21 protein-coding genes and 1 pseudogene are annotated in these 22,656 nt (G+C 65.6%); 6 read left to right on the top strand and 16 right to left on the bottom strand.

Annotation, left to right across the window (positions count from 1 at the left end; translation table 11 throughout):
• Positions 1 to 12 precede the first annotated feature (12 nt).
• The 3 genes from G572_RS0116555 to G572_RS0116545 all read right to left on the bottom strand — a co-directional run bounded on the left by G572_RS0116555 (position 13) and on the right by G572_RS0116545 (position 2,041).
• Positions 13 to 1,116, bottom strand: a complete 1,104-nt coding sequence (locus tag G572_RS0116555) for a 5-(carboxyamino)imidazole ribonucleotide synthase (RefSeq protein ID WP_029059434.1) — start codon at positions 1,114 to 1,116, stop codon at positions 13 to 15.
• A gap of 71 nt (positions 1,117 to 1,187) precedes the next feature.
• Entirely contained in the window at positions 1,188 to 1,685 is a 498-nt protein-coding gene (gene purE, locus G572_RS0116550; protein ID WP_029059433.1) for a 5-(carboxyamino)imidazole ribonucleotide mutase, read from the bottom strand.
• A 134-nt stretch (positions 1,686 to 1,819) separates the two neighbouring features.
• Entirely contained in the window at positions 1,820 to 2,041 is a 222-nt protein-coding gene (locus G572_RS0116545; protein ID WP_084650224.1) for a YdcH family protein, read from the bottom strand.
• 303 nt (positions 2,042 to 2,344) lie between these two features.
• Here G572_RS0116545 and G572_RS0116540 point away from each other — a divergent pair, with 303 nt between their 5' ends.
• Complete coding sequence (locus G572_RS0116540; protein ID WP_029059431.1) at positions 2,345 to 2,524, top strand: YdcH family protein; 180 nt, start codon at positions 2,345 to 2,347, stop codon at positions 2,522 to 2,524.
• A gap of 96 nt (positions 2,525 to 2,620) precedes the next feature.
• On the opposite strand, the gene G572_RS0116535 is transcribed toward G572_RS0116540, so the two are convergent.
• Positions 2,621 to 4,258, bottom strand: a complete 1,638-nt coding sequence (locus tag G572_RS0116535; protein ID WP_029059430.1) for an acyl-CoA synthetase — start codon at positions 4,256 to 4,258, stop codon at positions 2,621 to 2,623.
• A 102-nt stretch (positions 4,259 to 4,360) separates the two neighbouring features.
• Positions 4,361 to 5,125: a sulfite exporter TauE/SafE family protein gene (locus tag G572_RS0116530; protein WP_029059429.1), complete on the bottom strand. Its 765-nt coding sequence runs from the start codon at positions 5,123 to 5,125 to the stop codon at positions 4,361 to 4,363.
• A 307-nt stretch (positions 5,126 to 5,432) separates the two neighbouring features.
• Between G572_RS0116530 and G572_RS0116525 the strand changes: the two genes are divergently transcribed.
• On the top strand, positions 5,433 to 7,340 hold the full coding sequence (locus tag G572_RS0116525; RefSeq protein WP_029059428.1) for a propionyl-CoA synthetase: 1,908 nt from the start codon (positions 5,433 to 5,435) through the stop codon (positions 7,338 to 7,340).
• A gap of 177 nt (positions 7,341 to 7,517) precedes the next feature.
• Positions 7,518 to 8,309: an SDR family NAD(P)-dependent oxidoreductase gene (locus G572_RS0116520; protein WP_029059427.1), complete on the top strand. Its 792-nt coding sequence runs from the start codon at positions 7,518 to 7,520 to the stop codon at positions 8,307 to 8,309.
• A 74-nt stretch (positions 8,310 to 8,383) separates the two neighbouring features.
• Here G572_RS0116520 and G572_RS24350 read toward each other — a convergent pair whose 3' ends face one another.
• The gene (locus G572_RS24350; RefSeq protein WP_084650222.1) at positions 8,384 to 10,291 is read right to left on the bottom strand and encodes an ABC transporter transmembrane domain-containing protein; all 1,908 of its coding nucleotides are present in this window, start codon (positions 10,289 to 10,291) and stop codon (positions 8,384 to 8,386) included.
• A 348-nt stretch (positions 10,292 to 10,639) separates the two neighbouring features.
• Between G572_RS24350 and rpmE the strand changes: the two genes are divergently transcribed.
• Positions 10,640 to 10,864: a 50S ribosomal protein L31 gene (rpmE, locus tag G572_RS0116510; RefSeq protein WP_029059426.1), complete on the top strand. Its 225-nt coding sequence runs from the start codon at positions 10,640 to 10,642 to the stop codon at positions 10,862 to 10,864.
• 169 nt (positions 10,865 to 11,033) lie between these two features.
• On the opposite strand, the gene rcdA is transcribed toward rpmE, so the two are convergent.
• Complete coding sequence (rcdA, locus tag G572_RS0116505; protein ID WP_029059425.1) at positions 11,034 to 11,576, bottom strand: protease adaptor protein RcdA; 543 nt, start codon at positions 11,574 to 11,576, stop codon at positions 11,034 to 11,036.
• Between the two features lie 419 nt (positions 11,577 to 11,995).
• On the bottom strand, positions 11,996 to 12,187 hold the full coding sequence (locus tag G572_RS0116500) for a DUF1192 domain-containing protein (RefSeq protein WP_029059424.1): 192 nt from the start codon (positions 12,185 to 12,187) through the stop codon (positions 11,996 to 11,998).
• Between the two features lie 132 nt (positions 12,188 to 12,319).
• Between G572_RS0116500 and G572_RS0116495 the strand changes: the two genes are divergently transcribed.
• Together G572_RS0116495 and G572_RS24345 are read left to right on the top strand one after the other, a co-directional pair.
• Entirely contained in the window at positions 12,320 to 13,330 is a 1,011-nt protein-coding gene (locus G572_RS0116495) for an NAD(P)H-quinone oxidoreductase (protein ID WP_029059423.1), read from the top strand.
• A gap of 131 nt (positions 13,331 to 13,461) precedes the next feature.
• Positions 13,462 to 14,187 (top strand): annotated as a pseudogene (locus tag G572_RS24345) (DUF1013 domain-containing protein); the annotation flags it as partial.
• Between the two features lie 251 nt (positions 14,188 to 14,438).
• On the opposite strand, the gene G572_RS0116485 reads toward G572_RS24345, so the two are convergent.
• The 8 genes from G572_RS0116485 to G572_RS0116450 all read right to left on the bottom strand — a co-directional run bounded on the left by G572_RS0116485 (position 14,439) and on the right by G572_RS0116450 (position 22,581).
• Positions 14,439 to 15,470, bottom strand: a complete 1,032-nt coding sequence (locus G572_RS0116485; RefSeq protein ID WP_029059422.1) for a peptidoglycan -binding protein — start codon at positions 15,468 to 15,470, stop codon at positions 14,439 to 14,441.
• A 25-nt stretch (positions 15,471 to 15,495) separates the two neighbouring features.
• Complete coding sequence (locus G572_RS0116480; RefSeq protein ID WP_029059421.1) at positions 15,496 to 16,500, bottom strand: hypothetical protein; 1,005 nt, start codon at positions 16,498 to 16,500, stop codon at positions 15,496 to 15,498.
• 91 nt (positions 16,501 to 16,591) lie between these two features.
• Positions 16,592 to 17,386, bottom strand: coding sequence for an inositol monophosphatase family protein (locus G572_RS0116475; RefSeq protein ID WP_029059420.1), 795 nt, complete (start codon positions 17,384 to 17,386; stop codon positions 16,592 to 16,594).
• A gap of 119 nt (positions 17,387 to 17,505) precedes the next feature.
• Positions 17,506 to 18,069 carry an elongation factor P gene (gene efp, locus G572_RS0116470; RefSeq protein ID WP_029059419.1) on the bottom strand — a complete coding sequence of 188 codons (564 nt, stop codon included), beginning with the start codon at positions 18,067 to 18,069 and terminating at the stop codon, positions 17,506 to 17,508.
• Positions 18,070 to 18,303: 234 nt separating this feature from the next.
• Positions 18,304 to 19,452 (bottom strand): tetratricopeptide repeat protein, encoded by a 1,149-nt coding sequence (locus tag G572_RS24340; RefSeq protein WP_051242537.1) that lies wholly within the window; start codon positions 19,450 to 19,452, stop codon positions 18,304 to 18,306.
• Complete coding sequence (locus tag G572_RS0116460; RefSeq protein WP_029059418.1) at positions 19,449 to 20,093, bottom strand: thiamine phosphate synthase; 645 nt, start codon at positions 20,091 to 20,093, stop codon at positions 19,449 to 19,451. Before G572_RS0116460 ends, G572_RS24340 begins: the two co-directional genes overlap by 4 nt.
• Positions 20,094 to 20,247: 154 nt before the next feature.
• Positions 20,248 to 21,279 carry a class I fructose-bisphosphate aldolase gene (locus G572_RS0116455; protein ID WP_029059417.1) on the bottom strand — a complete coding sequence of 344 codons (1,032 nt, stop codon included), beginning with the start codon at positions 21,277 to 21,279 and terminating at the stop codon, positions 20,248 to 20,250.
• 105 nt (positions 21,280 to 21,384) lie between these two features.
• Positions 21,385 to 22,581 (bottom strand): phosphoglycerate kinase, encoded by a 1,197-nt coding sequence (locus G572_RS0116450; protein WP_029059416.1) that lies wholly within the window; start codon positions 22,579 to 22,581, stop codon positions 21,385 to 21,387.
• Positions 22,582 to 22,656: the final 75 nt, after the last annotated feature.

Genomic DNA, 22,656 nt, shown 5'->3' with positions numbered 1-22,656 from the left:
TCCGGACGGGGGTCAGGCGCGCTGGGGGCAGATGCGGTTCACATGGCCCATCTTGCGGCCGGCGCGCGTATCCGACTTGCCGTAGAGATGCAGCGCGGACGCCGGATCGCGCAGGATCTCCTGCCAGCGCTCGACCTCGTCGCCGATCAGGTTTTCCATCACCACGTCGCTGTGGCGTTCGGCGCTGCCGAGCGGCCAGCCGGCGATTGCCCGAACATGTTGCTCGAACTGCGAGACGAGACAGGCGTCCTGCGTCCAGTGCCCGGAATTGTGCACGCGCGGGGCGATCTCGTTGACCACAAGGCGGCTTGCGCTCCCTTGTGGCAGAACGAACATCTCCACGCCGATCACGCCGACGTAGTCCAACTGGTCCGCAATGCGCTCGGCCATCGCGCGCGCTTCCGCCGCCAGTTGCGCATCGAGCGCGGCCGGGACGGTCGAGGTCTTGAGGATATGGTCGCGGTGGACGTTTTCCGCCACGTCGTAGGCGCGCACCGTGCCGTCGACGGCGCGGGCGGCGATCACCGAAACCTCGCGTTCGAACGGCACGAAGGCCTCAAGGATCGACGGCGTCTTGCCAATCTGCTGGAAGGCGGCCGCGGCATCGGCTTCCGCGCGCAACAGCACCTGCCCCTTGCCGTCGTAGCCCATGCGCCGGGTCTTGAGGATGCCGGTGCCGCCCAGCTCCGCAAGCGCGGACGCGATGTCCCCGGCCGCATCGATCCGGGCGTAATCGGCGACGGGCACGCCGGCCTCGCGCAGGAACGTCTTTTCGTTCAGCCGGTCCTGGGAAACGGCGAGGGCTTTGGGGCCCGGGCGCACGCAGACCCGTTCGGCAAGATGGGCGGCCGTCGGTCCCGGCACGTTCTCGAACTCATAGGTCACGACATCGACCGCGGCCGCGAAGATGTCGAGCGCCGACACGTCGTCGTAGCCGGCGACCGTGTAGCTGCTGGCGACCTCGAAGGCGGGGCTGTCGGGATCCGGGCACAGGATGTGGGTCTTCAGGCCGAGCGGGGCGGCGGCGAGCGCGAGCATCCGGCCGAGTTGACCGCCTCCCAGGATCCCGATCGTGTCGCCCGGCGACAGCGGGCGGGACAGCGCCTTTGTGGTCATGATGTGCGGATCCTTCGGCTGCATGGCGGGACGGGGCGCTGACGCCCTCAAGGCGGTTTGCCTCAGTGGTCTCAGGCGTCGTCGACGGGGCGCTCGGCAACCGCCTCGCTCTGGCGCGCGCGCCAGGCATCGAGACGCTCGGCAAGCGCGGGATCGGCCAGTGCCAGGACGGCAGCGGAGAGGAGGGCGGCGTTGACGGCGCCGGCGCGTCCGATCGCCAGGGTTCCAACGGGAATGCCGGCCGGCATCTGGACGATCGACAGCAGGCTGTCCTCGCCCTTCAAGGTGCGCGATTCGATCGGGACGCCGAAGACCGGCAGCGCTGTCATCGATGCGGTCATCCCGGGAAGGTGCGCCGCGCCGCCCGCTCCGGCGATCACGGTCTTGAACCCGGCCTCCCGGGCCCCGCTTGCGAAATCATAGAGGCGTTGTGGCGTGCGATGCGCCGACACGATCCGCGCGTCATAGGCGATCTCGAGCGCATCGAGCGTGTCCGCCGCGTGTTTCATGGTCGGCCAGTCGGATTGACTGCCCATTATGATCGCCACCGGTGGTCGTGTCGTGGTCATGCGCCGCTTGCCTTCAAGATCGGTTGGGGTCCTCGCGGATCTGCGGGAACGCTTCCTGGAAGGCTCCGCACTATATGCAGCGCGGGGGCGGGCGCAAGAGCGGTCGGGCACATCAGACCGGGCGCGCGCGCCGCTCAGGCGATGATGTCGGGCAGGAGCTTGTCTTCCAGCGTGGTGATGCGGTCTTTCAGCGACAGTTTCTTCTTCTTGAGGCGCTGCATCTGAAGGGCATCGTTGCGCCCGGTTTCGCTCATCGCCGAGATCGCCGTATCGAGGTCGCGGTGTTCCTGCCGCAGCTTTGCAAGCTCGATGCGAACCGCGTTCTCGTCCTGGCCGCTGCCCATGCCTGAATCCATGCCTTACTCCACGCGTGTGGTCCGAAGCGGCTCGGACCGGATGCCGGCGGCCGAGCGGGAATCTCCGCCGCATTCTCTTCCGCCCCGGGCAGGATACAGCGCGGGCGCGGTTTGCGGTAGGGCCGACTTGGCGCGACCGAAAATCCGGGTCCGGCAGGGCGAAAGGACACGGTGTCGCAGGGGGCGAAATCCGCCGTAACCGCTGGGTAACCCTGCCCTCGTTACAACCCGGAAGCGTTCGACAGCCGTTTCCTGCTGTGTCACACTCCAGTCGTCAAAAGCGCATAGGCAAGGAGGTTATCCATGTCCCTTCAGTCGCATCTCGTCGAGTTGCAGAGACGCCACTCCGATCTTGAACGTGAACTGGAAAAAGCGATGCGGCATCCGAGCACGGACTCGCTCGAGATTGCCTCCCTCAAACGCCGGAAGCTTCACCTCAAGGACGAGATTGAAAAACTGCAATCGAACGCGACCTTGCACTGAAGTCAAAATGACGCAAGCCGGCAGGCCCGACCTGCCGCACGACATCAGAAGCCGCGGCAATGCCGCGGCTTTTGTCGTTTGAGGAGGCGTTCTCCGCTAGACTGATTTTGCCATCTCGCGCAGCACGAACTTCTGGATCTTTCCGGTCGAGGTCTTCGGCAAGTCGGTGAAGACGACGTGGCGCGGCGCCTTGAAGCGGGCCATGTGCTCACGGCAGAATTCGATGAGATCGTCCGCCGACACGCCGGCGCCGGTCTTGAGCTCGACGAAGGCGCACGGGGTCTCGCCCCATTTGTCGTCCGGGCGCGCCACCACCGCCGCCGCGATTACCTGTGGATGCTTGAACAGGACCTCCTCCACCTCGATGGAGGAAATGTTCTCGCCGCCGGAAATGATGATGTCCTTGGAGCGGTCCTTGAGCTGGATGTAACCGTCGGGATGCAGCACGCCGAGATCGCCGGAATGGAACCAGCCGCCGGAAAAGGCTTCCGCCGTGGCTTGCGGGTTCTTCAGATAGCCCTTCATCACCACGTTGCCGCGAAACATGACCTCGCCGAGCGTCTCGCCGTCGGCCGGAACGGCCTCCATGGTTTGCGGATCGCGGACGCTGAGGTCATCCAGGGCAACGTAGCGAACGCCCTGGCGCGCCTTGAGTGCGGCCTGTTCGGCCGCGGGGCGCGCGTCCCATTCGCGCTTCCACTCGTTGACGACGGCGGGACCGTAGACCTCGGTCAGGCCGTAGAGGTGGGTCACGTTGAAGCCGGCTTCCTTCATTGCGGCGAGCACCGATTCCGGCGGGGGCGCGGCGGCAGTGAAGAAATCGACCACGCGTCCGCCGAGATCGCGCTTGTCGGCGTCCGCCGCGTTCAGGATGGTGGACATCACCACGGGCGCGCCGCACAGATGCGTCACGCCTTCATCGGCCAGCGCATCCCAGATCGGCTTTTGCCGCACCTGGCGCAGGCAAACGTGGGTCCCGGCAACGACCGACATCGACCAGGGAAAGCACCAGCCGTTGCAGTGAAACATCGGCAGGGTCCACAGGTAGACCGGGTGTTTCGCCATGCCGGCGGTCAGGATGTTGGCCTGGGCCAGCAGATAGGCGCCGCGATGGTGGTAAACCACGCCCTTCGGGTTCCCGGTGGTGCCGGAGGTGTAATTCAGCGCGATCGCGTCCCATTCGTCCTCCGGCAGCGACCAGGCAAACGCGGGGTCGCCGCTCATGACGAAGGCCTCGTAGTCGAGCGAACCGAGCCGCTCGCCCTCCTGGAAAAACTCCGGATCGTCGTAGTCGATCACCAGCGGGGAGACCTCGGCAAGGGCGAGCGCCTCCTTCATCACGGGGGCGAATTCCCGGTCCGTGATCACGATCTTGCTGTTTGCATGATCGAGCTGGAAGGCGATGACGGCCGCGTCGAGCCGGGTGTTGAGTGAATGCAGCACCGCGCCGGCCATCGGCACACCGTAGTGGGCCTCCAGCATGGGCGGGGTGTTGGGAAGCATCACCGTGACGGTGTCGTTCTTGCCGATTCCTCTTGCGGCGAGCGCGGAGGCAAGGCGGCGGGACCGGGCGTAGAAATCCGCGTAGGACGTTCGGTCCGTTCCATGGACGATGGCTGTGTGATCGGGAAAGATGCCGGCGGCGCGGGCCAGGAAACTCAGGGGCGACAGCGGTGTGTAATTCGCCTTTGTCTTGTCGAGATCGCGTGTGTAGGGGCTGCCGCTTTCGGCCATTCTGTCCTCCAAGGTCTCCGGCGGGTCCGCGGAGCGGGCGCCGTTCGTCGCGCCATCAAAGCGGCATTGCGCCCCGCGATCAACAGCAATGGTGGCCGCGGATCAGGCGAGAAGCGCGCTCAGTCCGTCCCAGAACAATTTGACCCCGATGATCCCCACGCCCGCATAGGTGATCTTGTAGAAGATGCCCGGGCGAATGCGTTTCACCAGCCAGGCGCCGGCAAGTGTCGCCAGCGGCGCCAACGGCAGCAGCACGGCGGAGGTCGCAAGGTTTTCGGGCGCGAACTGGCCGAGCGCGGCATAGGGAACCAGCTTGATCGCGTTCACGGTGGTGAAGAAGATCACGGAGGTTCCGGCAAAGCGCACCGGCTCGAGGCGCAGCGGCAGCATGTAGACCTGATAGGGCGGTCCGCCGGCATGGCTGACGAAGCTGGTGAAGCCGGAGATCATGCCCCAGAACCGGCCGAGCCAGGGGCGTTGGGCGCGCGGCGCATTGCCGGTGCGCGCACCGGCCACGGCGTTGAGCGTGAAAAGGATCGCCACAAGCCCGATCAGCAGACGCACATGGGCCTCGCTGACGAAGGCGGCGGTGAAATAGCCGACCGCAATGCCGACGATGGCAGCCGGAAGCAGGATTTTCAGGCTCGCCGTGTCGTAGATGCCGCGATAGGCAAACAGGCCGGCCATGTCCATGACGACCAGGATCGGCAGCATGATGCCGGCTGCCTGCACCGGGGCGATGGTGAGGCTCATCAACGGCACGCCCAGCAGCGACAGCGGTCCGCCGAAGCCGCCTTTCGCCAGGCCGACCATGATGACGGCCGGCACCGCGAAGGCGTAAAACAGCGGATCGGCGATCGGGGTCATTCTGGTCTCGTTCGGCGGGCGGGTCGGCTGTTGTCATAGGGCGTGCAGGGGCCGCTGTCACCTTCGTCCGCGGAGGACGGTGGTCGCAGGAGAGGTCGGGCGACCGTCGAAGCCAGGGCGGGCCCGGTCGCGGCCATACGCAAACTCCCCATTCGCCGAATGTCGTAGCCGCCCAAGTCTTGCCTTTCGCGGGCGGCTGGCGGCACATACGATGCACGAGGGACAGGGGAGAAACTGCCGCCTGCAATCCGGTGCCGGGCCATCCGGAGCACGGACCGCCGGCGCGGCGCACAGGGAGGAACGTCAGATGGCAAGCCGCTATCACGAGGTCTACGAGGGCTGGAAACGCGATCCGGACGGCTTCTGGGCGGAGGCCGCCGGCGAGATCGACTGGGTCAAGCCCTGGGACAAGGTGTTCGACGAGACGCTTGGAGACTACGGCCAGTGGTTCGCCGGCGCGCAGTGCAACACTTGCTACAATTGCCTCGACCGACATGTGGAGCGCGGGCGTCCCGGCCAGCCGGCGATCATTTACGACAGTCCGATCACCGGTGCCAAGGCGAGCTATTCCTATGAGGAAACGCTGGAGCGCGTGAACGCGATGGCCGCCGTCCTGAGCGATCAAGGCATTGCCAAGGGCGACCGCGTCATCATCTACATGCCGATGATTCCGGAAGCGGTGATGGCGATGCTGGCCTGCGCGCGTCTCGGCGCCGTTCATTCGGTCGTCTTCGGCGGATTTGCCGCGAACGAGCTGGCCACCCGCATCGACGATGCCAAGCCGACCGCGATCATCGCCGCCTCATGCGGCATCGAGCCGGGCCGCGTCGTGACCTACAAGCCGCTGCTCGACGAGGCGATCAATCTGTCCGCGCACAAGCCGGCCAACTGCTTCGTGCTGCAGCGCGAGCAATCCCAAGCCTCGTTGAGCGCGGGGCGCGACCACGATCTGGGTGCGCTGATGGACGAGGCGCTCGCCGCCGGGCGCACCGTTCCTTGTGTGCCGGTCAAGGCAACCGACCCGCTTTATATTCTCTACACCTCCGGCACCACCGGTCAGCCGAAGGGGGTCGTGCGCGACAACGGCGGCCATATGGTCGCGCTCAAGTGGTCGATGACCAATATCTACGGCATCGAACCGGGCGAGGTGTTCTGGGCGGCCTCGGATGTCGGCTGGGTCGTCGGTCATTCCTACATCGTCTATGCGCCGCTGCTGCAGGGCGCGACCACCATCGTCTTCGAGGGCAAGCCGGTCGGGACGCCCGATGCCGGCGTGTTCTGGCGGGTGATCTCCGAGCACAAGGTCGCAAGTCTCTTCACGGCGCCGACGGCGTTTCGCGCGATCAAGAAGGAAGACCCGCACGGCAAACTGATCGCCGACTATGATCTTGCCGGCTTCCGCTCGCTGTTCCTGGCCGGCGAACGTGCCGACCCCGATACGCTGCAATGGGCGGAAGACCAGCTCGGCGTTCCGGTGATCGATCACTGGTGGCAGACGGAGACCGGCTGGACCATCGTCGGCAATCCGCTGGGGCTCGGGCTGCTTCCGATCAAGCACGGCTCGCCGACGGTTCCCATGCCGGGCTACGACGTGCAGGTGCTGGACGATGCGGGGCATCCCGTGCCGGCCGGAACGCTGGGAAATGTCGTGGTCAAGCTGCCGCTGCCGCCGGGCTGTCTGCCGACCCTGTGGCAAGCTCCGGAACGCTTCCACAAGGCCTATCTCGACGAGTTTCCGGGCTACTACAAGACCGCGGATGCCGGCGTCATGGACGAGGATGGCTATCTCTTCATCATGGCGCGCACCGACGACATCATCAATGTCGCCGGCCACCGGTTGTCGACCGGCGCGATGGAAGAGGTGCTGGCCGGGCATTCCGATGTCGCCGAATGCGCGGTGATCGGCGTGGTCGATACGCTGAAGGGCCAGGCGCCTTGCGGGTTTGTCGTGCTCAAGGCCGGCGTCAACCGTCCGCATGCGGAGATAGAGGCGGAGCTTGTGAAGCGGGTGCGCGAGAAGATCGGCCCGGTCGCCGCCTTCAAGCTGGCGATCACGGTCGAGCGCCTGCCGAAGACGCGCTCAGGCAAGATCCTGCGTGCCACCATGCGCCAGATCGCCGACGGCACGGATGTGCGGGTGCCCGCGACAATCGACGACCCGGCGATTCTGGAAGAAATCGAGGAGGCGTTGAAAGCGCGCGGTCTCGCCGTTTGATCCGTCCGCCAGAGCGGCGCCCGCGAGATTACGTCGCGTTTTCATGCCTCTGCCCGGGGGCGCTTACGGGAGACCCGCGCCCCCATCGACAGGCCATGTTCCCCGGCCTATGGTCGCGCGATTGTCCGGCCTGGCCGGTCATTCACGATATGGACAACGCCACAAACGAGGATCCCAGTGTCCCTGGAAAACAAGGTAGCCATCGTCACCGGCGCGGCTGGCGGCATCGGCTTCGCGATCGCGAAGCGTTTCGTCGAGGACGGCGCGAAAGTCGTCATCGCCGATCAGGACGAGACCCGCGGCGAGGCGGCGGAAGCCGAGCTAAAGGCGCTTGGCGAGGTGCATTACGTGCACTGCAACGTCGCCGAGAAGCTCGACGTGCGCAATCTCGTGGCGGCGACGCTCGACGCTTTTGGCGACATCGACATCCTGGTGAACAACGCCGGGATCGTTGTCGGCGCGGATTTTCTCGACCTCGACGAGGCCGATTTCGACCGGGTCCTGTCCGTCAACCTCAAGGGCGCGTTCCTGTGCAGCCAGGCGGTTGCCCGGCACATGGTCGACAAGGTCAAGGAAGGCGGGACGCCCGGCACGATCATCAACATGTCGTCGGTCAACGCGGTCTTCGCCATCCCCAACCAGGTGCCCTATTCGGTTTCCAAGGGCGGGTTGAACCAGTTGACCAAGGTCGCGGCGCTGTCGCTTGCCGAATACGGCATTCGCGTCAACGGCATCGGCCCGGGCTCGATCATGACGGAGATGCTGGCCTCGGTGAATTCCGACCCGGCCGCCAAGGCCCGCGTCTTGTCGCGCACGCCGCTGCGTCGTGTCGGCGAGCCGTCGGAAATCGCCGGCGTTGCGGCTTTCCTTGCCTCCGACGATGCAAGCTACATCACCGGCCAGACGATCTACGCGGATGGCGGGCGACTGCCGTTGAACTACACAGTCCCGGTGCCGGATCAGGACTGAGCCCACGGGCCGAACCACGAAAAAAGCCGGCCACGTGGCCGGCTTTTCTTTTGAAGGTCGGAGCATCCGTCCTTTTACTCGGCGGCCGAGCGTTCCGTCTCCGGACCCGTGTCGGAGAAGGCACGCGCGCCGGTCTCGAACTGCAGCTTGGCGAGTTTCGCGTAGAGCCCGCCCTGCGCCACGAGATCCTCGTGCCGGCCGGTCTCGACGATGCGTCCGCCGTCCATCACCACGATCCGGTCCGATTTCAGAACCGTCGCGAGACGATGGGCGATGACGAGCGTCGTGCGCCCTTCCATCAGCCGCTCCAGCGCCGTCTGGACGAGGGTCTCGTTTTCCGCGTCGAGCGCGCTTGTCGCCTCGTCGAGAAGCAGGATCGGCGCATCCTTGAGGATGGCGCGTGCAATCGCGACGCGCTGGCGCTGACCGCCCGACAATGTGATGCCGCGCTCGCCGACCGGCGTGTCGTAGCCCTTCTCGAGCGCGCGGACGAATTCGTCGGCCGAGGCGGCGACCGCCGCCGCCTCGATTTCCTCGCGGCTGGCGTCGGCGCGCCCGAAGGCGATGTTTTCGGCAATCGTTGCGCCGAAGACCGTGGTGTCTTGCGGTACCAGAGCGATATGGCGGCGGACGTCGATCGGGTCGCACTCCTTCAGGTCGAAGCCGTCGATGCGGATCGTGCCGGCGGTCGGGTCGTAAAAGCGCATCAACAGGTGGAACAGCGTCGACTTGCCGGCGCCCGAGGGTCCGACCACGGCGACCGTTTCCCCGGGCGATATATCGATGTCGATCCCGTCGAGAACCGGCAGGTTCGTCTCCGTCCCATAGGCAAAGGATACGCCGTCGATGTGAACCGCACCCTCCATGCGTTTCGGCAGCTTCGCCGGCGCGGGCGGGGCCGCGATCTGCGGGCGGATCTGGAGGATTTCCGAAAGCCGCTCGGCCGCGCCGGCCGCAAGCGAAATCTCGCCCCAGACCTGGCTCATTTCGCCGAGCGCGCCGGCGGCGAAGATCGAATAGAGCAGGAACTGTCCGAGCTCGCCGGCACTGATCCGGCCGACGAAGACGTCGCTCGCGCCGACCCAGAGAACCGTGACCACGCTGGAGGCGATGACGAAGATCGCAAAGCCGGTCAGCAATGCACGGGCGAGGATCGCGGCGCGGGCCGCGCGAAAGGCCTCTTCCACGGAGGAGGAAAACCGGCCGCCGGCATGGCGCTCATTTGTGAAGGCCTGAAGCGTGCGGATCGCGCCGAGCACTTCCGAGGCATAGGCGGAGGCATCGGCGAGCGTGTCCTGGGCGTGGCGCGAGCGCTTGCGCACGGAGCGGCCGAAAGCGATCAGCGGCAGCACGATCACCGGAATGGCGCCAAGCACGAAAAGCGACAGACGCGGGCTGGTGACGACCATCATGCCCGAGGCGCCGATAAACATCATCATGTTGCGCATGGCGATGGAGGCGCTGGCGCCGACGGCGGACTTGACCTGGGTCGCATCGGCGGTGAGACGCGAGATCATCTCGCCCGACTTGGCCTTGTCGAAATAGGCCGGCGACAGATGCACCAGATGCGAGAACACGTCCGCACGCACGTCGGCGACGATACGCTCGCCAAGCGAGGTGACGAGGAAATAGCGCAGTGCCGAGAAGGTGGCGAGGGCTGCCGCCACCGCGATGAGCACGGAAAAATAGTTGTTCACCAGCGAGGGGTCGTCGGCACCGAAGCCGAAGTCGATCATCCGGCGGATGGCAACCGGCAGGAGCAGGGTGGTCGCTGAGGCGCCCAACAGCGCGAGCAGCGCAAGCGCGGCATGCATCTTGTAGCGCGCGACATAGGGAAGCAATGCGGCGAGCGGCCGGATATCGCGTTTTCCGGCCCGTTGGGGAGCCGTTGATGAACCATAGCGGGACACGCTGTCTCTTTTCTCCGTTCGGGGTCTCGTTGGTCTTGCGGCGTCCTCCGCGCCGGATCTTGAGCGGACCATAACCGGATCGGCACGCCAAGGCCAAGCGCCTCCATGCCGGCGTTTGGACGCACCTGCGTTTTCGCCGCCTGCCAATGGCCGAAGCGTCCGCGCCTGTCGACCGGGCAGGCGACAACCCGCCCTTGTTTTCGCGGTGCGTATCGGGTATAGGCTCGCGATCAGGGTTTCGGGTCCTGGACCAGACGACGGTCCAGCCCCTGCGAACCGCACATCCACTCGAAACACGGTAGAGGTCGGCATCGCCGGGCGCGGCGCGTGTTTTTTCGGATCGGTGCGGTGCCACACAGATCAACCAGACGCGCCGAGCCTCCCCAGGGCCGGTGTCAGCCGCAGGCACGGGGACTAACGATGAAGAAAGACATTCATCCCGCATACCACACGATCAAGGTGGTGATGACGGACGGCAGCGAATTCCACACGCGCTCCACCTATGGCGCCGAAGGCGACACGCTGCAGCTGGACATCGATCCGCGCACGCATCCGGCCTGGACCGGCGGCGACCGTCAGCTGATGGACCGTGGCGGCCGCGTGTCCCGCTTCAAGAACAAGTATGCAGGTTTCCTCGGCAACTGAGCCGGGCGCATCCGAACGTCGACGCTCGCGCGTCGAAAGCAAAAACCCCGGCTCGTCGAGCCGGGGTTTTTTGTGTCTGCGATTGCGATATGTGGCGGCAGGTCTCGTCAGCTGGCCGTCGGCGAGAACCGCCGGCCCTTGTGACCGGCGTTCCTGCGGTGTGCCGGTGTCAGGACGGGCGGTTCTGGCCGAAGGCGGCGGTCAGCACGTTGAGCTGCGCGGCGACGGGGTTCTCGCCGGGCACCGGCATCGGCGCACGGTCCTTGGCCTCGTAGATCATCCGGTCGAGATGCAGGATCCGTTCCTGAAGGCGCACCGAGCGGTCGATCAGGTCGCGAAGCTGCTCGGGCAGCTCGTCCCAGCCCGGGCCGCCCTGGCTCGAGGCCAGGGTGTTGAGGCGGACCTTGTTTTTTTCGCTGCCGGCCTGCTCGGTGGACATTTCGCCTTCATTCACCGCGCGCTGCAGCAGCAACCAGGAGGCCATCTGCATCAGCCGCGTGGTCAGGCGCATCGATTCGGTCGCATAGGCGAGCGAGGCGGCGCGGGGAAGGGATTTCGATTCCACCCTGCCGTCGCCATCGAGATAGGCGGCGGTTTCTTCCACCAGCGCCATGCCGTCGCTGAACAGCGCCGAAAACATGTCCGAATTGGCCAGCCTGTCGACGAAATCGATGGGACCACCCTGGAAAGTCCGTGTGTTCCGGTCCGTCATGCGCCTGTGCCTCCTGTAAACTCGTGGGTCTTGTCGCAGTGGCGGCCCGGGCAAGCGGTGTCCGGTTTTGGTCCGGCTTGCGCTGTCCCGATCTGGGCCGTGTGCGGTGACGTTCCAGAACACGTCGCAAGCGGCGTGCCAAGGGGAGGAGGCCACAGACCCTCCTCTGTCCGCACCCGGGATACACCGAAGCGCGGCACAAAAAAAGAGCCGCGACGAACGCGGCTCGAAGTCATTAACAGGGAGGCGTCAAACAGAGTGGACAGGAGCCACTCGAAATCCAGATGACTGGATATACACAGTTATAATTTGGAAAGCTTAATAAACGGTAAATGATTAAAATTGGAATGACCTGAAATGGGTCACCTTGCGTCGTCGTGACACAAGGTAACGGCCGTCATGCATGTTTGTTGTTGGTATTATTTGCGGAATACGGCATCCGCTGCAGCGCGCACGCCGCCGCGCGCGTCGCGCTCCGTCGTCACGCGCAAGACCTCGGCCTGCAACAGGGCGAGGCGTTCCGCCAGTTCGTGTTCCGACAGCCGGGACAGGTCTTCGCCAAGCACGACCGGTGCGGTGAGCGGACGCCCGCTTTCGTCATTGCCCGCCATCTTGCGACCTCCCGTATCAGCATCTTGTCACCGGGCAATTGTTCCGGCTTTCCCGGCTTGCGTCAATTGTCAGGGCTGCCGTGAATGCGTAAACCGGAGGCTATGCAATCGTTCACATCCCTGGAGGCAGCCATGAGCACCACCGACCACATGATGACGGCCATCGGCTTCAAGAGCCCCGGGGGACCGGATGTGCTTGCCGCCGAGACGCGTCCGGTTCCTTCTCCGAAGGAGGGGCAGGTGCTGATCGCGGTCGCGGCCGCCGGCGTCAACCGGCCGGACGTCATACAGCGCAAGGGTGCCTATCCGCCGCCGCCGGGCGTGACCGACATTCCGGGCCTCGAGGTCGCCGGCACCATTGCGGGGCTCGGGCCGCAGGTCGAGGGGCTTGCCGAGGGCGATGCCGTCTGCGCGTTGGTGCCCGGCGGCGGCTATGCGCAATATGTCGTTGCCGATGCAGGCTGTGTGCTGCCCGTGCCCAAGGGGCTCACCCTGACGCAGGCCGCGGCCCTTCCCGAAACCTTCTTCACTGTCTGGAGCAATGTCTTCGATCGCGCCGGGCTGAGCGCGGGGGAGAGCTTTCTGGTTCATGGCGGCACGTCGGGGATCGGCACGACCGCGATCCAGCTCGCCAAGGCCTTCGGCGCCACCGTGTTCACCACGGTCGGCTCCGGGGAAAAGGCCGAGGCGGCACGCGCGCTCGGCGCCGATCATGTCATCGACTACAACCGACAGGACTTCGTGTCCGAGATCCTGCAGATCACGGGCAAGCGCGGGGTCGACGTCATCCTGGACATGGTTGGCGGCGACTATGTGGAGCGGAACTGGAAGGTGGCGGCCGTTGAGGGACGCATCTGCCAGATCGCCACGCTGAACGGAGTGAGCGAACAGGTAAACTTCTCGCGCCTGATGGTGAAGCGGCTGACGCACACCGGCTCGACGCTGCGCCCGCGCGACACCGCCTTCAAGGCCGCGATCGCCCGCAAGCTCGCCGAAAAGGTCTGGCCGCTGATCGAAGCCGGCACGATCGCTCCGGTGATGGATTCCACCTTTGCGCTTGCGGATGCCGCTGGGGCACATGCGCGCATGGAGAGCTCCGGGCACATCGGGAAAATCGTGCTTTTGACCGGCGACACGGCCTGATCCGTGTTTGATTTCGGGGCACGAAGCGCGTATAAGCCTGCAAGTTCCCCGTCAATGTGACATGATTTCGGCTTTGCCAGCCGCCTTGCGAAAGCTTGGGACCTGGCGAAGCGCACAGGAGGATTTTACCCATGGCGACGCCTCCCCTGATGCCCAAGGCCACGGCCGTGTGGCTGGTGGACAACACGTCCTTGAGCTTCGAGCAGATCGCGGATTTCTGCAACCTGCACCCCCTTGAGGTCAAGGCCATCGCAGACGGCGAGGCGGCCCAGGGGATCAAGGGGCTCGACCCGGTCATGACCGGCCAGCTCAGCCGCGAGGAAATCGACAAGGCACAGGACAACACCGGCTACCGGCTGAAGCTTCAGGAAGCCAAGACCCGCGTGCCGGAAACCAAGCGCAAGGGGCCGCGCTACACGCCGGTGTCGCGCCGCCAGGACCGTCCGAACGCGATCCTGTGGCTGGTGCGCAATCATCCGGAGCTGAAGGACGCGCAGATCATGCGTCTTGTGGGCACCACCAAGCCGACGATCCTGGCGATCCGCGAGCGGACGCACTGGAATTCGGCGCAGCTGACGCCGATGGATCCGGTCACGCTCGGACTGAGCAGTCAGATCGAACTCGACATGGAAGTCGAGAAGGCGTCGAAGAACCTGCCGCCGAAGCCGGAAGGCGAGGTCGAGACCACGCTTCTGCCGGTCGACGAGACGACATCGGAAGACGCGATGGCCGCTGCCTTCGCCCGTCCCGCACCGTCCCAGCCCAAGGAAGAAGAGATCGATGCCGATGCGGTCTTCGCCCGGCTGAACTCGTTCAAGGACGGCTCCGCCGCTCCGGCCGAAGACGTTGCCGACGAGGAGATCCCCGCCGATCCCTTCGCGGGCACAGCGGATGCTGCCGAGAGCGATGTGGAGGCGGAAAGCGACGCCGAGCCCGCCCCCGAGAGCGATGCCGACGAAGCTGGCGCCGACGACACGGCCAAAGACGAAGAGGCCACCGACGAAGAGGCCTCCGACAAGAGCTGAGGGCCGACGGCTTCTCACGCCTTTGGCGCAACATGCCGAGACAAGCCGCTCCGGGCCTTCGGGGCGGCTTTTTTCGTGGCGGCTCAGCGTTCGGTGAGTTTCAGCTCGATGCGGCGGTTGCGGGCAAGCGTGTCGGGAGCGTCGCCGTCTTCCAGCGGCTGGAATTCGCCGAAGCCGGCGGCGACGAGGCGCTCCGGATCGACGCCCTGGTCGATCAGATAGCGCACGACCGAGATCGCGCGCGCTGCCGACAGCTCCCAGTTGTTGCGGAAGCGTCCCGTGCCGGAGAGCGGGCGGGCATCGGTGTGGCCATCGACGCGCAGAACCCAGTTGATCTCGTCGGGGATCTGCACCGCGAGTTCCTGGATGGCGTCGGCGAGCTTCTCGAGTTCGGCTTCGCCCGCCGGATTGATCGTGTCCTCGCCGGAGGAAAAAAGCACCTCCGACTGGAAGACGAACCGGTCGCCGACGACGCGGATGTCGGAGCGCTGCGACAGGATCTCGCGCAGCCGGCCGAAGAAGTCCGAGCGATAGCGTGACAGCTCCTGCACGCGCTGGGCAAGCGCCACATTGAGGCGGCGGCCGAGATCGGCGATCTTGGTCTGGCTTTCGCGGTCGCGGCTTTCCGATGCCTCCAGTGCGCTTTCCAGCGCGCCGATCTGACGGCGCAGGGCGGAGATTTGCTGGTTGAGCAGTTCGACCTGGGAGAGGGCGCGCTGGGAGAGCCGTTTTTCGGCATCGAGCGCGCTTTCCAGCGTGGCCACGGCGCCGCCGGCCTGATCGGCCTGATCGGTGGAGGAATCGAGCAGTCCCGCGAGCCGGTCGCGTTCGGATTGCGCGTCGTTGAGGTTGGCGGTGAGCGAGGCAATCGTGTCTTCCAGATCGCGCCCGCTCGCCCGTTCAAGCGCGAGCAGCTCCGTCAATTCGCTGATCTGCGCGTTGAGGCGGTTCAGGACGGTGTCGCGACCCGAAAGCTGCTGACCCAGAAAAAACTGCGCGAGTACGAAAATGGACAACAGGAAGATGATCACCAGCAGGAGCGACGCCATGGCGTCAACGAAGCCCGGCCAATAGTCGGTGCGCGCCTCGCGCCGTCTGAGCCGTGAGCCGGCCATGATCAACCCGTCCTTTCAGGTCGGTTCAACTCTTGTCGTCCTTGATGCGCTCGAAGGCGCGGGACATCGTCTTGAGCAGTTCCTCGATGCGCTTTTGCTGAAGCGACTGGTCGTCCGCCCACTCACGCATCATTTGCTGCTCGTTGCGCACATGCTGCACCAGCCCCTGAATGCCCTCGGCAAGATTGGCCATCGCTACAGCAGCATTGCGGCCCGCGCCGCCGCTGCCGTCGGCCACCGCCTTGCGCAGGTTGTCGATGGCAAAGCGCAGTTCGGCCATGCCCGATCCGCCGCCGCCCGCGCCGTCTTCCGGTTCGATATCGGTCTGCGTCGACAGCCAGTCCTCGAGTTCATTGTAGAACCGGTTCTGGGCCTGACCGGCCTGCAGGTCGAGAAAGCCCAGTACCAGCGAGCCGGTAAGGCCGAAGAGCGAGGAGGAAAACGCCGTGCCCATGCCCGACAGCGGGGCCTCGAGACCGGCCTTGAGGTCCTCGAAGATCACATTGGCATCGCCCGAGCCGACGTCGAGGCTCTGGATCGTGATATTGACGGAGCCGACTGTCTGCAACAGGCCCCAGAAGGTCCCGAGCAGGCCGAGAAAGACGAGCAGGCCGGTGAGGTAGCGCGCCATTTCGCGCGCCTCGTCCAGGCGCATGCCGATGGAATCGAGAATGGAGCGGGTGGTCGCCGGCGAGAGCATCGTCTCGCCCGCGCGATTGCCGAGGAGCGTTGCCATGGGAGCCAGCAGCACGGGCGGTCTGCGAACCTCGATGCCCGGGTCGCCAAGGCGAAAACCATTGACCCAATTGACCTCGGGCATCAGGCGGATCACCTGACGGATGGCGAGGAGAATGCCGATAAGCCCCGTCGCGAGGATCAAGCCGTTGAGGCCCGGATTGCTCATGAAGGCGGTGGCGATCTGGCGGTAGAGAATGAGGGCGAGAAACGCCACCACCGCCAGGAAAATCATCATCCGGATCAGATAGACCCAGGGACTGGACAGGCTATACGGATCATAGGCGCGCGCCATGATGGCTTGTCGACTCCCCTGTTGAAGACGCGCCCTTGATAGCGTGATTGTCCCTTGCGTGAAAAGCCGTAATTCGCGCGGGCGCGCCTGCTCACGCTTCGGCGTTGGCCAAAAGCTTGCGCAACTGGCCCTGAATGGCCTCGTTGCCGGCAACGATCGAGCGCGTCTCGAACATTTTCTCTCCGCCCTTGATGTCGGTGACGAAGCCGCCGGCCTCGCGCACCATCAACAGGCCGGCCGCCATGTCCCACGGCGAAAGGCCGTGCTCCCAGAAGCCGTCGAAACGGCCCGCGGCGGTCCAGGCGAGATCGAGCGCGGCGGCGCCACAGCGGCGCAGGCCGGCAACTTCGCCCATCACGTGGCGGATTTCCTTGAGCGAACGGGCATGGTCGCCGACGCCGAGAAAGGGAATGCCCGTCGCGATGACGCAATCGGGCAGGGCCTTGCGGGCAGCGACCCTGAGCCGGCGATCGTTCATGAAGGCGCCGCGACCGCGCTCGGCGGTGTAAAGCTCGTCCATGGCCGGATTGTAGATCACGCCGGCGACGATCACGCCGTCGCGCTCAAGCGCGATGGAAACATTGAAGATCGGGATGCCATGCAGGAAATTCGTGGTTCCGTCGAGCGGATCGACGATCCAGCGATGCTGCGGGTCCTCGCCGGGAATCGTGCCGGCCTCTTCCATCAGGAAGCCGTAGTCGGGGCGGGCCTTCTGCAATTCGGCGCGCACGATCTTCTCCGCATTGAGATCGGCGGCGGAGACGAAGTCGCTCGGGCCCTTGCGCGAGACCTGCAGGTTCTCCACCTCGCCGAAGTCGCGGGCGAGACTGCGCCCGGCCTTGATTGCGGCCTGGACCATGACATTGAGAATGGCTGAGCGGGACATCGCGGTTCCTGAAGAGATGGTGCGGGCAGGCAGGCACCCGGAAACATGGGATCATGCGAGGGGCGCCGGCGGAGGAGGGGACCTCGACAGCCGGCGACCCGATTGCGTTCGTGGCTGTGTCAGTCGGCGCGCTTGACGTATTCCACCAGTTCCGTGTCGACGACGATGCGCTCGCCGGCGGTGATGAACGGGGGCACCATCACGCGCACGCCGTTTTCCAGCATGGCCGGCTTGTAGGACGAGGACTGCGTCTGACCCTTGACGACCGCGTCGGCCTCGGTGATCTCGAGCGTCACATACTGCGGCAGCGTGATGCCGATCGGGCGCTCTTCATGCAGCTCCAGGGTGACCATCATGCCGTCCTGGAGAAATGCCGCACGCTCGCCGACGAAATCGGACTGCAGTTCGATCTGCTCGTAGCTTTCGGTGTTCATGAACACCAGCATGTCGTCCTGTGGGTAGAGATACTGGAAGTCGCGCTGCTCCAGACGGACGCGCTCGACCTTGTCGGCGGAGCGGAAGCGTTCGTTCAGCTTGCGGCCGTCGATGAGATTCTTCATCTCCACCTGGGCGAAGGCACCGCCTTTGCCGGGCTTCACATGCTCGGTCTTGACCACGGCCCAGAGCGTGTCCTGATGCTGGAGCACATTGCCGGGCTTGATTTCATTGCCGTTGATTTTCATGACTTCGAGCTCGTCTGCCGGTTTCCGCGCCGCCGGACCTGTCGCACGACGGGGCGGACGCTGACTGTGAATGAACGCAAGTGCGGAAAGCGCGCGCCTGACACGGTGCCGGCAATCCTGCCGGGTCGGTGTCGCTCGCCGCGCGGATCGCGAACTTGCCGCATGGTTTCTGATGCGCGGCCTGTGCACCACACTTCCGGGCGCCAATCAAGCAAAAAGGCCGGAAACGCGCCTTCAGGGAATGGGACCGCCTTCCGGCGCGGCGGTCGGATCGGCGACATACTCCTTGGCGAAGGTCTCGGCGGCGGCGAGGGCGTCCGGGTCCAGTCCGGCCAGAATGCCGTCGAGCTGAAGGTCCGAAACGCCAAGCCCGCGGGCCGCCAGATGCCAGCCGGCGGCCTTCTCCAGATCCACGTTCCGACCCCGGCCGTAGGCGTAGACCCGCGCCAGACGGTTCATGGCGACGGGGTTGCCCGAGGTTGCGGCGCGTTCGAACCAGTCGGAGGCCTCCGCTTCGTCCGGATCGACGCCGCGTCCGTTGAAACGCAGGATGGCGTAGCGCACCTGTGCACCGACATGCCCCTGCCGCGCGGCGCGGCCCATCCAGAAGGCGGCGCGCGCCTCGTCGCGCACGTCCGCCGGGCCGTCGAGACGGAATTGCGCGAGTTCGAATTGGGCATCGACATCGTCGAGATCCGCGGCCTTCTGGAGCAACTCCAGCGCCGTTTCGGGATCATACGGGCGGCCCTCGCCGGTCCGGTAGAGGCCGGCCAGATTGTAGATCGCTTCCGGCACGTCCGCGTCGGCGGCGATCTGGAACATGTCGCCGGCCTTTTGCCGGTCCTGGGCCACGCCGATGCCGTTGAGCAGAAGCAGGCCATAACGCAGGGCGGCCTTGATGTTGCCGTTTGCGGCGGCGAGCGAATACCAGCTCGCCGCCCTTTCGGCATCCTGGGGCAGCCCGCGTCCGGTCTCGTACAAGACGCCGAGCAGCGTCTGGGCCGCGGGGTCGCCCTCTTCGGCGCGCGGGGTCGCAAGCGAGAGCGCGGTCAAATACCAGCCCCGCTGGAATGCGCCATATGCGTAGTCGATGGTTTCGCCTTCGACGGGAAGCGGCAGCGGCGGGCGCGAGCCCACGGGGCTCGGCAATGGCTCCTGGTCGTCGGCCATCGCTTCCAGCCGGGATGCCGTGCCGGTGAGCGTCTTCACCACGGAGTCGGTCGCCGGGTCCCCTTCCAGCGGCGCGATCTGCGGCGGCGAGACGTCCGATGCCGCCGAAGGCTCGCCCGACTGTGCAACCGCCGCGCTGCCGGCGAGCAGCACCGCGGTGAGCGTTGCCGCCAACGTCAGCGTGAGGACCCCCGGTGTGGCGCGTGTGGTCATCCGTCTTCCGAATTGGCGAGCGTGTATTGCGCCAGAATGTCATTTGCCACCGTCACGGCTGCGGCCGGGCCGTCCGGGTGGTTCCAGACCGCCCCACGGGCGGCCACGAAATCCGCGCCGGTCGCCGCGCAGGTTTCGATCCCTGAGAAGGCACTGCCGGCAAGCGCGACGCAAGGTGTTTCGAACAATTCCGCCCACCAGTCGGCGAACTGGAGCGTTTTCGGATGCACCTCGGCATCCTCGCTGCGTTCGATCAGGCCGAAGAATACATAGTCCGCGCCCATTTCGGCGACACGCATCGCGTCGTGGCGGCTGCGGATATCGCCAACCCCGACGATACCGTTGGGATGGAAGTTTTCCAGCGCGCCGGCCAGGGTCTCGGACCCGGCGTCGACATGCACGCCGTCGGCGCGCGCGCGCCCGGCGGAGCGGGTGTCGTTTTGCAGGAGCACGGCGGTGCCGGCGGCCTGGGCGATCGGCACCACCTGTTCGGCGATCTTCTGGGCGGCGCCTTCGCCCCAACCGCCATCGGCGATCAGAAGACAGGCGACATCGCCGCCGGAAAGCGCAGCTTCCACGGTCTGCGGAAAGCTGTCCGGATCGAGGTCGATCGGTGAGATCAGATAAAGGCGCGGGTGCACGTCACTCGTCCTTCCGGTTCGCCAGATGAGCAGGGCAATCGACTGTCGCCGCTTGTGAGAGATGGCGGTCGATCACGGCAAAAGAGGGGCAGAACTGCCCCTCCCGGTTCGCTGCATGAGACGGGCGGCGGTGTGCCGCCCGGCGGTTCGCGCGTCAGGCGGTCTCGAGGTCCTTGGACCATTTGCCCTTTGCCGCGAGGCCGTTCATGCGGGCACGATGCGCGAAGGCCGCCTGACCTGCGGCAACGTTCGCCGGCTTGCCGCCCCAGGCCTTCAGCGCGGACTGCTGCAGCGCGCGGCCGTAGGAGAAGGTCAGCTTCCACGGCAGATCGCCGGAGGCGTTCATCAGGCTGAGGTGCTCTGTGGCAAGCTCGTCCGACTGGCCGCTAGACAGGAAGGCAATGCCCGGAACGGCGGCCGGTACGGTCGAGCGCAGGCAGCGCAGCGTCAGCTCGGCGACTTCCTCGGGAGCTGCCTGGAAGGCGGCATTCTTGCCCGGAACGACCATGTTCGGCTTCAGGATGATGCCTTCCAGCATGACGTCCATCTGGAACAGCTCGGCGAACACCGTGTTGAGCGTCCACTCGGTCACTTCGTAGCAGGTCTCGATGTCATGGCTGGCGGAAGCGCCGTCCATGAGCACTTCCGGCTCGACGATCGGGACGATGCCGGCTTCCTGACACAGCGCCGCGTAGCGCGCGAGCGCATGGGCATTGGCCTGGATGCAGGTCGAGGACGGCAGGCCGTCGTCTTCCGAGATGTCGACCACCGCGCGCCACTTGGCGAAGCGGGCGCCCAGCTCGTAATATTCCTCGAGCCGCTCGCGCAGGCCGTCGAGGCCCTCGGTGACGGTCTCGCCCGGAAAGCCGGCCATCGGCTTGGCGCCCTTGTCGACCTTGATGCCGGGGACGGCGCCGGCCTTGCGGATCAGCTCGACCAGCGGCGTGCCGTCGGCGGCCTTCTGGCGCAGCGTTTCGTCGAACAGGATGACGCCGGAGATGTGGTCCTTCATCGCCGCATCGGCGCGAAACAGCATCTCGCGATAGTCGCGGCGGTTGTCCTCGGTGTTTTCGGTGTCGATCTGGTCGAACCGCTTCTTGATGGTGCCGGTGCTTTCGTCGGCCGCCAAAATGCCCTGGCCAGGAGCCACCATGGCCTCGGCGATGTCCTCGAGACGCTCACTCATCCGATCGGTCCTTTTCTTCGTGCCGCCTTGTTTGCGGGATCTTGCGGCTTTTAATCAAAAGCGCCGGGCTTGAGAAGCCGCGGCGCAATGGGATCAACAACAGGCTTAACGCTTGAGCGCGTGCACGCCCGGGAGCGTCTTGCCTTCCATCCATTCCAGGAAGGCGCCACCTGCCGTCGAGACGTAGGAGAAGTCATCCGCGGCACCGGCGTGATTGAGGGCCGCCACCGTATCGCCGCCACCGGCGACCGTGATCAGAGGGCCGTTCTTGGTGCGCGCCGCCGCATAGCGGGCCGCGGTCACCGTTGCCGTGTCGAAGGGTTCGATCTCGAAGGCGCCGAGAGGTCCGTTCCACACCAGCGTCGCTGCGGCGTCGATCGCGGCCTTGACGGCGGAGACCGTCTGCGGGCCGACATCGAGGATCATCGCATCGGCGGGAACCGCATCGACGCTCACCGTTTCGTTCGCTGCGCCGGCCCTGAACTCGCGGGCGACGACGGCATCGGTGGGCAGCAGGATCTCGCAGCCGGCCGTCTCGGCCTCGCCCAGGATCGTGCGTGCGGTATCGGCCAGGTCGTGTTCGCACAGCGACTTGCCGACAGCCTTGCCCTGTGCGGCGAGGAAGGTGTTGGCCATGCCACCGCCGATCACCAGCGTGTCGACCCTCTTCACCAGATTGGCGAGAAGGTCGATCTTCGACGAGACCTTGGCGCCGCCGACAACGGCCATGACGGGACGCTTCGGTGTCGTGAGCGCCTTTTCCAGTGCCTCGAGTTCGGCCTGCATCGTGCGTCCGGCATAGGCGGGAAGGCGACGCGCAAGCCCCTCGGTGGAGGCGTGGGCACGGTGGGCGGCGGAAAAGGCATCGTTCACGTAAAGGTCGCCAAGCGCGGCCAGATCGTCGGCGAAGCCGTCGTCATTGGCTTCCTCGCCCGCATGGAAGCGGGTGTTTTCCAGAAGCAGGACATCGCCGTCGCTCAGGGCGTCGACGGCCACGCGCGCCGTCTCGCCGCCGCAGTCGGCGGCAAAGGCGACCGGCGCGCCGAGGCGCTCGGTCAGGGCGGCGGCGACCGGGGCAAGGCTCATTTCCAAGACCGCCTTGCCCTTCGGGCGACCGAAGTGGGCCAGCAGGACCGTCCGCGCGCCCTTTTGCGACAGCTCGCGCAGGGTCGGCAGGATGCGGTCGATGCGGGTCGTGTCGGTGACGCTGTTGCCGTCCATCGGAACGTTCAGGTCGACGCGTACAAGTGCACGCTTTCCGGCAATTTGATCAAGATCGTCGAGTGTCTTGAAGCTGCTCATCTTGGTTGGTTCCGTGAGATCGGCCCGGTCGGGGCTGGCAAGTTGCGGGCGGTCCGAGACCTCGTACCCTTCGCT

The organism is Stappia stellulata DSM 5886, assembly GCF_000423705.1.
In the GTDB taxonomy this organism is placed as follows: Bacteria; Pseudomonadota; Alphaproteobacteria; order Rhizobiales; family Stappiaceae; genus Stappia; species Stappia stellulata.
This window is presented reverse-complemented; position numbering and strand designations above follow the sequence as displayed.